This is a genomic window from Petrimonas mucosa (genome assembly GCF_900095795.1).
GTDB classification, from domain to species: domain Bacteria; phylum Bacteroidota; class Bacteroidia; order Bacteroidales; family Dysgonomonadaceae; genus Petrimonas; species Petrimonas mucosa.
This window is the reverse complement of record NZ_LT608328.1, coordinates 1,871,814-1,882,985: the sequence shown is the minus strand read 5'-3', so window position 1 is coordinate 1,882,985 and position 11,172 is coordinate 1,871,814. Positions and strand designations below refer to the sequence as shown.

Sequence of the window (11,172 nt, the reverse complement as noted above, 5' to 3'; positions counted from 1 at the left end):
GCAGACAAGCTTTGGGTAATTAGGGTCTGCTTATTAAATCCCAATCATGCACACAATTCCATTTGTGGCTTGAGTGGATAAATGTTTATATTTCTCACTATCATTAACTTCTGTAGTAACGAGACAAAATAAGGTAAGGGAATATCCCTCATGTGCCGGATCAGGTTCATCACAAATATGATTGCCCCTATCCAACTGTTTGACGTCGAGGAGAGTCTGGCGCGGATATCATTTAAACCATATCCACGCTTGCCCTGACCAAACTTTCCTTCAACCTGATTGCGTTCCGCCGCCTCTCGTCGCTCTTTACGTTTTTGGTATCTGCTCTTTATCTCTTTTACCGGTTTTCGTCCCAGTGGCTCCCCGGTGTAGCGGATTCCTTTCTCTTTCAAAAACCGTCTGTTCTCCCGGGTAAGATATATCTTGTCCACCTGAACCAGCTCCGGATACTTCCCTGTCAGCTTCCTGAAGCGTTCAACCTGTGACTGAAGATCCTGCCCCTCATTGAACGCATCCCAGTGGAAATGATCTACCCTGGCATAGCCATCCAGCAGGCTGATGTTGATCTTTGCTCCAAACTCCGTCTTGGCCTTGGCCTTGCCACGGACAATAGGGCGAACATGCGGCTGATGAATGCTCACGATGCGATCTTCTACCTGATGGCTCTTCTTCTTGTACATTGTCTCCTGTTGTTCCAGCAGATGCTGGATGACAAAAAAATATTTCAGTTGCCGCCTCTCGAAAGGAATCGGTTCATCCTTTATGGTGTCCAGCATCTTGTTAATAATCCGTACATCCCGTTTCAGGTAGTTGATCTGCTTGCGTATCGCTTTTCGTAACACGTTGGCTGGTTTTCTCTTCATTTTCGACACATTCAGGAACTCCTTGCGCGCTGCTCTCCTGTATGTGCGGGGTTTATCCTGAACTCCCAGTTTCAAACACAGTTCATCAATCAGTTCTTCTGCCTTTTGACGGCTTTCGTTCAACAAATCCAGGTCTGTGGGATACTTAATGTCCGCATCACAGACCGTTGCGTCCATTTGAAGCTTACCCTTGTTACCCGGATGCGGATCGTCATCATGATCATCTCCATCTTCATCTTCATCATCCTTCGTAACCGTGTCAGCCTCTTCTTGTTTTGCCCCGGCTTTTAGCTTTAATCCCTTTCTTATCAAATCATCTGTCAATGATTCAAAGACGTCCAGATCGATTCGCTTTCTGATAGAGACCAGCAGTGACGGTGTCATCACCTGTTCATAGGTGAAAGCTTCGAGACCAAGAAAATACTGCATGTAAGGATTCTCCTGGATCATCTCTATCACCCCGCGATCGTCCGTCTTCATGATGTGTTTGATGATGATCACTCCCAGCACAAGCCTGGCATCTTTGGTGGGGGCACCCCGGTTGCTTTTGAAGTTCTTGTAATAAAGCCGGGCGAACTCTTCCTAGGGAACTATTTTTGAAAGAATAACCCACCGGTTATTCTCATCCAGTTTTGCCTCAAAGGGCATCTTGAACTCTGAAATTGAAAGCTGCCTGGAGCTCTTGTATCGTATCATAAAATGCAAGGTTTATGAAGTAAAAATACTCAATTTCTTGCAGTTATGCAAATTTTATATCGTTTAATTTGCTGATTTTCAGAATAAATATCTATTATTCAGCAGACCCTAATTATCCACGCAAATGCGAGAAATAATCCCTTGCATAATTTTAAACATCTTTCCATTTTCATTTCATTTGTTTAGGTTGTTAAATTTCCTTAATAAAAATATTCAAAGTTAAAAACATTAATATCGGGTCTTTATAAATTATAAGTTTATAATATCATCATATTAAATTAATCGTTAACTATCACTGGTGTGATAAAATCGGGATCAATTTGTAGTACCTCTTCACCTCCTATCTTTTTAAAATAAACATTGCTTATGAACATATTTCTAGGGTGTATTTTTGTTTCACTTTGATGTGCGTGAAATACAATTCTCCACTTCCCTTCTTTATCCTTAAACATTGAACTGTGTCCTACTCCATAGAGATTACCCGGTTTCTGCAATAATGGATTATGGGGATATTTCGTCCACTCACCCATAATGTCTGTAGCAGTTGCGCAACCAACTCCATAAAATTGACTCTCATAGCTGTTTGCAGAATAGGTCATATAATAAGTACCATTATGCTTTATTACGAATGCTCCTTCATTTACCCTTGGCCAGACCTCTTCCCATTCTTGTGAAACATGTATACATGGATGGAGCGTCTCCTTTCTGATTGTCTTAAGATCATCTTCAAGCTCTGCAACCCAAATATTTAAACCATCATTAAACCTGTCAAAGAACAGGTAAGGGGTACCGTCATCATCAATAAACAGTGTGTTATCTATAGTTTTTTCTCCAGGCAACATGGGTTGCTGTACATCCTGAACAAAAGGACCCAATGGTGAGTCTGAAGTAGCCACACACATATGTTCTTCCGCCGAATAATACATGTAGAACTTTCCGTTAACGTAATATACTTCCGGAGCCCAGAACCATTTCTCCCCGTAAGAGTTATCCTTGTGAAGAGCAAGAGCCGGAGCCTTTTCCCATACTTCGAGATCATCAGATGTATAAACTACGATCCCATCCTCGGCCTGGGTACCATAAGCGTAATATTGATCTTCATACAACATGATAAAGGGATCACCCAATGAAATATGTGTATAATGATGAACTGTCTCTTCTGTCTTGTCAACACTTTTACACGACAATACAATTATGCTTACACCTATAAACAGCAGATACCAGTATTTTTTCATCTCCATTTAATTTAAATACCTCCCCGGACAAGTAGCCGGTGAAGTTAAAGTTAATAGTAACAATCAGGACTCTGTGAAATATTGGGGTTATTGTTCACCTCATCAGAAGGAACAGGCAGGCAGTCATGGCGACCAATAACGAAATTATTGAAATCGGGATCTCGCTCTTTCAATTGATCCACACCGGTCTGGCTATCCAGCAATCTCCATCGTTTGATATCTGCCCAACGATGTCCTTCCGTTGCCAGCTCAAGCGCTCTTTCCATCTGCAGGCGCTTCACAAAAGCATTCCGGTTTGATACTGCATCTGGATGATTGACGGCCAGTGCCGGCATTTCAACCCTTGACCTTACTCTGTCGACATGGGCAACCGCGTCCGATAAGCTTCCTCCAGACTGTGCAATACATTCTGCATACATCAGCAATACATCGGCAAAACGAACCAGCCTTACGTTGGTCGGATGATGATAGTCGTTAAAATCGCGAAAATGTTCCGAATTGTATTTCCTGTAAAAAAAAGGTCTCTTCCAGTTATCACGGTTCCATGTCTCATCATTGCTGATCTCGACGTATTGGACTTGCAAACTTAATTGAGACAAAAAGTTAAGCGACATTTTTAATTGATTCTTTTTTAAGATTATACTGATCCCAAAATTCATCAATGGTTAAGTTACCCAATGCTGAGAATCTCCTTTTATGATTATACCAGGATTCAATATATTCAAATACATGCAAGCGCATTTGCTCTCTTGTTTTGAGTTTGGTACCATAGACCAATTCAGATTTGAAAGTTTTGAAAAAGCTTTCAGCCACTGCATTATCCCAACAATTTCCCTTTCCACTCATACTTTGCTCCAGCTTCAAGGATTTCAACAGGTTTACAGTTTGTTTGCAGGCATATTGGATGCCCCGGTCAGAATGAAATATCATTCCTTCTCCAAAAGGTCTGTTCCTGTTGGCCATCCTTATGGCAGGGACTACGGTATGGGATGCATTCATATGATCGCTTATGGACCATCCGATCAGTTTGCGGTCAAAAAGATCCAGCACACAGGTCAGATAAAGAAATCCATCCTTACACGGAATATAGGTCAGGTCAGAGACACACGCTTTTACAGGCTCATTCTGATTAAACCTGCGATTCAGCAGATTTGGAGCAACCTTATAGTTGTGAGAGGCATCCGTCGTCACTTTGAATCGTCTCGAGAGTTTGCTGCGCAAGCCCATTTCTTTCATATGGCATGCTACTGTGGTTCTCGAAACAGGAATTCCGGATACCTGCAAATCCTTCGCCAGCCGGGGGCTTCCATTGCGTCCTTTGGCAGCAAAATAGGCATCTCTGATCTTTTCGTCCAACTCCATATATTTGCGCTTACGTTTGCCCTCCGGATCTTTAAGCCAGCGGTAATAACTGCTCCTGGGGACTTTCAATACTTTACACATCACCTCGATCGTCCATTGTTTCGAGTTGTATTCCTTTATAAAGAGATAGATCAACGATCTCTCTTGGAGATGATGCTCAAAGCTTTTTTTAATATGTCCCGCTCCGTTTCAGCCTCACCAAGACGTTTTTCCAGTTCAGCAATCCTTTTGGTGTCTTCACTTAATGACTGGACTCCGTGTCCGGGGAAACTGGCTTCCCCTTTCTGCTGGAACTCTTTCCGCCAACGATATAAAAAGAAAAGGGGCAATACCCAATTCCTGTGCAAGCTCGGAAATATTCTTGCGTTCTAAACTGAGTTTGACCGCATTCTCTTTGAATGCCTTGTCAAAATGTGTCCTTTGTTTTCTCATATTACACAAAAATAAGCTTTTATGCTTAACTCTGTGTCCCGGCTAAGTTAGTAATTTCAATCCAAATTGGTAGTTTTGCTTAGGTTAGTGTTTTCAGCAATTATGATTTTTATTCTATCTATTTGCGAAAGTAGGTTTAAAGCGTAAGAATGAATACAACATTTATCTCAAAAAATAACATTTATTTATCAAACAGGTGTTAATTAGGTTGTTTAGGTTAAAATGTGAGCAGTTTATCACGATGACATTTTTAATCGAGTAGGTAGGGGGATTACTCCCCCGCCCTCTCACACCACCGTGCATGCTCTCGCACACGGCGGTTTCTTTTAATGGTTTAACCTTGCATAATTTAATGAGAGATTGTAAAGACCTACATCGTTGAACCACCGGTTGGACAAGGCTTGATGCGCTTGCGGGCATCCCGATTTACACCAAAGCCCTTTTCCTTAAAGCGTTTTACACTTTCGTTGGCTATGCTCAGACTGCCATCCCTTTGAATGGTATAGCCCAAGAATTTGGTGTGATTGACCGGACATACCCGGCTTTTCTCTTTGTTTACTAGTAATTTCAACTTGGTTTCGATAAATACGCTTATCGATGCCAACAATCTCTCGCCTGCCCGTTGGCTGCGTACGTAGATGTTGCAATCGTCCGCGTAGCGAACAAATTTGTGTCCCCGCCTTTCCAACTCTTTGTCCAGTTCGTCTAAAACGATGTTGGACAGCAAGGGTGAAAGAGGACTGCCCTGCGGCATCCCTTCGGTACGTTGGCTTACAACCCCGTCTATCAGTATACCGCTTTGGAGGTATTTGCGTATCAGCCACAAAAGCGTTTTATCGCTGATGGTGGTTGATAGCAGATACATTAAACGGTCGTGGTTGACCACATCGAAAAACGTTTTCAAATCCATATCTACAACGATTACTCTACCCTCTGATACGTATTCGCTGCCTTTCTTTAATGCTTGGTGTGCATTGCGGTTGGGGCGAAAACCATAACTGTGGTCGGAAAATTTTCGTTCGTAAATAGGATTGAGCACCTGGGAAATCGCTTGTTGGATTATCCTGTCCGTTACCGTCGGGATACCCAATTTGCGTTTGCCGCCGTTGGGTTTCGGGATTTCGACCTGTTTTACCCCTTGCGGTTGGTAAGCGCCGTTGTAAAGTTCGCTTTGCAACGTTTCTGCATTTTGAGAATACCATTCAGCAAAATCTCCTGTCGGCATTTGGTCAATACCCGCAACGCCTTTGTTGCGTTTTACCTGTTTGTAGGCTGCCTTGATATTGTCGTGAGACAACACCAAGCTCATTAAATCGGGGGTTAAGGCTCGTTCCTGTTCGCCTGCTTCTTTTACTTGAAACGCCTTTGTTCCCGAAGCTCCACATACGGTTTCACTCGTGGGAAAAGGGCGGATAACATCCTGACGCTGCTCACTAAACAGGTCATATTGGTACGTTATCGCTTGCGGTTGCGCCATAAAAGAAATTTTGAACTAACTGCTCCTTAAATTAAAAGATTCAGACCTTCTTCGATGGTGTACACACACCGAATACTATGTCTTCTGCTGACTTCTTGAAAGGTGAAAACAACATCGCTGTTGTTCGTGCACTGTTGGTGCGCCTCTGCAAGACCTCTCGGGATAAGATACTAAACTTTCTCTGAGTTCTGCCTGATTTACTCACGTTGAGTTACGGTTGAATTTTGGGCGTTCCCAATCTATGGCTCGGTTGCCCGCTCAAATGAGCCTTATATCTGGTTTCTGTTCGTCAGAACTGCAGATTTGCTAATGGCTTCTTTCAGATTTGCGGTCGCCCGCAACACCTTTGCCAATCACTAATGTTTCCTATCAACTCGGCACATACAGGAACTTTCATCCTGTTAGCTTAATACCATGCCCGACATACTAAAATCGAGTAGGATGCAAAGATAGGTAATTACTCCTAACTCTGCTATCCTCTCACACCACCCAACGTACGTCTCTCGTATTAGGCGGTTTCTTCAATGTTTAACCGTAATTGGCCGTTAAACTGTAAAGTCCCGTTTTCTTGAACCATTCAAGGTTCATTCCCTCGTGTGCAGCGTGGGTCATTGACAGTCTAAACCATCCCTTAGAACTTCCCGCCGTTGTCCAGCTCCGGTTCCAAGGAACGCCCAACTTGGTCAAGAACCTGGCTATGCCCAACGCCCGTTTGCATTGTTTTAAACGATAGCATCTTAATCTACGACGAAGCCAAGCTTCAAGGTTGCGAAGACGACTTTTCATCTTTGCGTGCTTGAAGTAGTTTAGCCAGCCTCGTAGAACGGGATTTAGCTCGCTTATTAACTGATCGAAGCTAATGCCCCTGTTGCGTTTGGTAAGCGATTTTAGTTTCGCCTTGAAGCGTTGTTCGCTCTTTCGGCTTAATCCTAAACTCCCGCCTTTTAAGATAGTATGACCGAGATAATTGAGTTGATGAGGACGGACGATATGGCTCTTTTCCTTGTTTATTCTTAATCGCATCCGATTTTCGATAAACTTGGAGAGGCTTTGCATCGATCGCTCCGCGGCTGGTTCGCTTCCGACCATTATGATAATATCATCGGCGTAGCGTACAAAGCAGTGTCCTCTCCGCTCTAACTCCTTGTCCAGTTCGTCTAAGACGATATTCGACAACAGGGGTGATAGTGGGCTGCCTTGCGGTGTCCCTTTCACCCGTTGATTGGCCATCCCCCCGATTAGCATTCCTGCTCGAAGAAATTTACCTATCAACTTAAGTACGCGCTTGTCACCAACGCGAGTACTTAACTGCCAAAGCAATCGGTCGTGATTCACCTCGTCAAAGAATTTTGCCAAGTCTATGTCGATAACCCAATCCTTTCCTTCGGCCACGTATTCGCCCGCTTTACGTAATGCTTGATGAGCGTTACGCCGTGGACGAAAACCGTAGCTGTATTCGGAGAATATAGGGTCATAACGTTTCGACAGTACTTGGCTTATCGCTTGTTGTACCAAGCGATCTTTGACCGTGGGAATACCCAGTTGGCGTTTCCCGCCATCAGGCTTCGGGATTAATACCTCTTTAACTGCCGTAACTTGGTATGTGCCTGTCATTAACTGGCGTTGAAGTTCTCGGTGGTGGCTGTTAAGCCAATCTCTAAGTTCGTCAACGGTCATCCCGTCAATGCCCGCACTTCCCCTGTTACTGATTACTTGCCGCAATGCGGCATCAAGATTCTTTAAGTCCGTTATATCACTCATTAAATCTTGGGTTAAGGCTCGTTCCTCTTTGCAACCTGACAACCACTCGTCCCGTACCAAACCGCTTCCTGAACTGAATACGTCAGTCCCCTTCACCTTTTGGCCACGCTCCCATTCGTCAAAAAGACTCATCTGTAAGTTCCCGTGTTTACCTGGGTTCATAATGGTCGTTACAATTTACAAAATAACTGCTCCTTAATTGAAAATTCAGCCCTTCCCTGTATTGACGTTACTCAATATTTATAGCGGTACTATGGCCTCTGCTGACTTCTCTGCCCCTTTCGGGTTAGAGACCTCCTACGTTAAGTGCATTATCTTCCTGTTAATACTACTGCATTTACTACCCCGGGTTACGGACGGCTTTAGGGCGTCTGTGTTTATTGCCACATTACCCCCCGGGTAAGCCTTAGTATGCAGTTTCTGTTCGTTAGTACCAACTTTTGTTTTAGGCTTCTTTCAGGTTATACCTCGCGGTAACACCCTTGCCATCAACTAACGGTTCTCGCCAAAATAAGCCCGCTCGGGACTTTAACCCTATAGATAATGAACATGCATAGCAAACAAAAAAGGCGACCAATAATCGGTCACCTTTTTCAAATTCGGAATAATTAAAATAATTACAGTTCCTCGTCGATGGCTGCAATTTTCTTCACCAGCAGTTCCAGTTCAGATTTGATTTTTTTCATCTTCTGGTTCATGTCGTCCAGCAGGTTATTTCCTTTTTTAGAGGAAACCGACAAGAAACCGATGTTGTTCTCGTAGGTCTGCAACTCTACCTTCATCCGCTCGTATTGGCGCATTAACCGTTCGCGTTCGCGCAACAACTGGCTTTTTGCGTTATCCGACCGCGCCATATCTGAGATGTTCGACCTGAAGCTATCCAGCTTTCTTTCGGTCTTGTCGATATTGAGCCTGTCGAACTGAGCTTCCGTTGCATCGTAAAACTCCTTGTAGGCCTTGTCCTTTACCTTGAACGGCACATGCCCTATCCCGTACCACTCATCCATAAGCTGTCTTAACAACGGCAACGCCTCTTCCGGTGTCAAGGAGTGATCCAGGTTGTTGATCTTCTCTACGATCTCTCTTTTCTTCTCGTAATTGTTGACCTCCTCCTCGTGCTGACTGGAAGCATGCAGTTTTTTCTGTTCAAAGAAGTAGTCGCAGGCTGAAATGAACCGTTTCCAAGTGCTGTCTACATATTTTCTCGGAACAATGCCGATCGTCTTCCACTCTTTCTGGATGGCGATCATCTCCCGCGTTGTCTTTTTCCAGTCCTGGCTATCTTTCAACGCTTCGGCACGTTCACAGAGGGCAAGCTTCTTCTTGAGGTTCTCCTCCATTTCGCCGTGCATCGATTTATAGAAATCATTCTTGTTGCGGAAAAAGAAATCGCATGCAGCACGGTAACGGTCATATATTTTCGTGTTCCACTTCTTGGGAACATATCCAATTTCACGCCACTGCTTCTGAATATCGAGCACCTCCTTGATCTTGTTGTTCCAATCACGCACTGTCTTCAACTTCGTATAGTCGATGGCTTCAAGAGCCTCGCACAATGCTGTCTTGGCAGCAAGGTTCTCCTCTTCCTTCTCCTTGAGACTTTCGAAGTGGGCCTGATACTTTTTGTTGATCAAAGTGGAGGCAGCCTTGAACCGGTTCCAGATCTCCTCGCGGTCCTTGCGGGAGACGGGACCGATATCCCGCCACTCCTGGTGGAGGTTCTGCAACTGGTGAAATGCGGAGACCACATCCGGTTCCTCGTTGAGTCTTTCGGCCGCTTCACAAAGTTCGGTCTTCAGCTCGAGATTCTTCTTGAAATCGTATTCGCGGAACTCGTTATTGATTCGTACCAGGTCGTAGAACTTCTCCACATAGCGCTGATACTCTTTCCAAAGTTCATTCACCTTGGTTTGAGGCACAAGCTTGATCTCATTCCACTGTTGCTGAAGGGAACGGAACTCCTGGTATGCCTTGTTGAAGTCCTCCTGGCTCTGGTTTTCGGTAAGATGCCTTATCTGGTCGATAATGGCCATCTTCTTGGCAACGTTCTGCTCTTTCTCGGCCTCTTCACGGGCAAGAATAGCGGCACGTTTCTCCTTTATCTTCTGAATTAACTCCTTCCCCTCGGTATAGATTTCAGACTCCTTGACTACGAAATCGATCGACTCTCCTCCTGCCTCGATATATGCAGCTTTTTGTGATTCGGTTTCGTTGCGCAGAGAACGGTAAAACTGGTTCTTCACCTCATCCACCTCTCGCCGCTGGGGATGGTCGGAAGCCAGCAGGTCACGGAGTTTTTGCACAATCTCTTCTACAGTCAACAATTCCGAGGAATCATCTACCGAAATGCTGTTCTCATCTACGTCTTCCTCCGCATCTTCTGTTTCCGTATCCACAACCTCGGGAATCTCCATATCGTAGTTGATCTCAGCAGCTTCCTCCGGCGCCGTCTCGGCCACCTCTGCTACGGTGAGATGTTCTTCCGCCTCAACCTGCTCTACAGGAGTGGGCTCTACCGGTGTTTCAGATACTTTCTCTTCCTGTGGAAGTTGCTCAATAGTCTCATCAGCCATACCTTCCATTCTTTCAGGAAGTTTTTCATTTTCAAGATTGTTGCTATTCATCAATTCGCTCTTCCTATTTTAGTCCCAATCAACTTGATTGAGAAATATCACTACCCCATTCTTTATTGGTATAATAAGTTTACGTACAGTTTGTTTAACTTATCCAATAAATTTACATACAAATTAACGAAATTTTTTTCTCATATCATCAAATTTTTGAGTTTATTTAAGTAAAACCGCTCAATAATTGTATTTTTGTAGGTTGAATCATTTGTAATTCAGTCGGAAAGATCAAACTGGAAAAACTTAGATTACTATGGAAGAACTTAAAATTGCATACACATTACCGGCAAAAGTGAAGATCATGGCGCTGCTCGCCGGAGGATTTCTGTTTGCGCTGGCAACGGGAGTAGGGATAACCGAGGCACTGCACAACCGGTTCGGTTTTCTCTTTTATGTAGGGGTTGCAGGAGTAGCCGTTGCCGTTTTGCTGGTTTCAACCGTAACCATATGGCAAGCCGATTTCAATGTGGTGATTAACCAGGATGAAATGCGTATCAGGTTGCCCAAACAGCATATCGACGGTTCCGTCCTGTGGGAAACGGTAACAGAACTTGGAATCGGCTTAAGCTATCTGACGCTCACTACTACCGGGACCAACTACAAGATCGACCTGGGCAACCTCAAATATAACGATCTGAAAAGGATAAAAAGCAAACTGATTGAAGTCTGCGAAGCAAAAAGCATCCCCTTCGGAAATATTTGATGCCGAAGGGGAGTGT

The 11,172-nt window shown here is 44.1% G+C and carries 8 protein-coding genes and 1 pseudogene; 1 reads left to right on the top strand and 8 read right to left on the bottom strand.

Features of this window, described 5'->3' with window-relative positions:
* Positions 1 to 44: 44 nt before the first annotated feature.
* The 8 genes and pseudogenes from ING2E5A_RS07535 to ING2E5A_RS07500 all read right to left on the bottom strand — a co-directional run.
* Positions 45 to 1,430 (bottom strand): annotated as a pseudogene (locus ING2E5A_RS07535) (IS5 family transposase); the annotation flags it as partial.
* A 407-nt stretch (positions 1,431 to 1,837) separates the two neighbouring features.
* A complete protein-coding gene (locus ING2E5A_RS07530) occupies positions 1,838 to 2,794 on the bottom strand; it encodes a glycoside hydrolase family 43 protein (RefSeq protein ID WP_071138262.1) in 957 nt (318 codons plus the stop codon).
* Between the two features lie 50 nt (positions 2,795 to 2,844).
* Positions 2,845 to 3,408, bottom strand: a complete 564-nt coding sequence (locus ING2E5A_RS07525; RefSeq protein WP_231960356.1) for a RagB/SusD family nutrient uptake outer membrane protein — start codon at positions 3,406 to 3,408, stop codon at positions 2,845 to 2,847.
* The gene (locus tag ING2E5A_RS07520) at positions 3,398 to 4,330 is read right to left on the bottom strand and encodes an IS3 family transposase (RefSeq protein ID WP_154670035.1); all 933 of its coding nucleotides are present in this window, start codon (positions 4,328 to 4,330) and stop codon (positions 3,398 to 3,400) included. Before ING2E5A_RS07520 ends, ING2E5A_RS07525 begins: the two co-directional genes overlap by 11 nt.
* Positions 4,331 to 4,393: 63 nt before the next feature.
* Positions 4,394 to 4,588: a transposase gene (locus ING2E5A_RS15905; RefSeq protein WP_071136877.1), complete on the bottom strand. Its 195-nt coding sequence runs from the start codon at positions 4,586 to 4,588 to the stop codon at positions 4,394 to 4,396.
* Between the two features lie 370 nt (positions 4,589 to 4,958).
* Entirely contained in the window at positions 4,959 to 6,065 is a 1,107-nt protein-coding gene (gene ltrA / locus ING2E5A_RS07510; protein ID WP_071136876.1) for a group II intron reverse transcriptase/maturase, read from the bottom strand.
* A gap of 528 nt (positions 6,066 to 6,593) precedes the next feature.
* Complete coding sequence (gene ltrA, locus ING2E5A_RS07505) at positions 6,594 to 7,988, bottom strand: group II intron reverse transcriptase/maturase (RefSeq protein WP_154669989.1); 1,395 nt, start codon at positions 7,986 to 7,988, stop codon at positions 6,594 to 6,596.
* A 455-nt stretch (positions 7,989 to 8,443) separates the two neighbouring features.
* Positions 8,444 to 10,240 (bottom strand): DUF349 domain-containing protein, encoded by a 1,797-nt coding sequence (locus tag ING2E5A_RS07500; protein ID WP_394332599.1) that lies wholly within the window; start codon positions 10,238 to 10,240, stop codon positions 8,444 to 8,446.
* A gap of 466 nt (positions 10,241 to 10,706) precedes the next feature.
* Between ING2E5A_RS07500 and ING2E5A_RS07495 the strand changes: the two genes are divergently transcribed.
* Positions 10,707 to 11,156: a hypothetical protein gene (locus ING2E5A_RS07495; RefSeq protein WP_071136875.1), complete on the top strand. Its 450-nt coding sequence runs from the start codon at positions 10,707 to 10,709 to the stop codon at positions 11,154 to 11,156.
* Positions 11,157 to 11,172: the final 16 nt, after the last annotated feature.

Excerpts from the sequence above, each read along its gene's own strand:
- ING2E5A_RS07530 (WP_071138262.1), bottom strand. The coding sequence starts at position 2,794 with ATGAAAAAATACTGGTATCTGCTGTTTATAGGTGTAAGCATAATTGTA.
- ING2E5A_RS07525 (WP_231960356.1), bottom strand. The coding sequence starts at position 3,408 with ATGTCGCTTAACTTTTTGTCTCAATTAAGTTTGCAAGTCCAATACGTC.
- ING2E5A_RS15905 (WP_071136877.1), bottom strand. The coding sequence starts at position 4,588 with ATGAGAAAACAAAGGACACATTTTGACAAGGCATTCAAAGAGAATGCG.
- ltrA (WP_071136876.1), bottom strand. The coding sequence starts at position 6,065 with ATGGCGCAACCGCAAGCGATAACGTACCAATATGACCTGTTTAGTGAG.
- ltrA (WP_154669989.1), bottom strand. The coding sequence starts at position 7,988 with ATGAACCCAGGTAAACACGGGAACTTACAGATGAGTCTTTTTGACGAA.
- ING2E5A_RS07500 (WP_394332599.1), bottom strand. The coding sequence starts at position 10,240 with ATGGAGATTCCCGAGGTTGTGGATACGGAAACAGAAGATGCGGAGGAA.
- ING2E5A_RS07495 (WP_071136875.1), top strand. The coding sequence starts at position 10,707 with ATGGAAGAACTTAAAATTGCATACACATTACCGGCAAAAGTGAAGATC.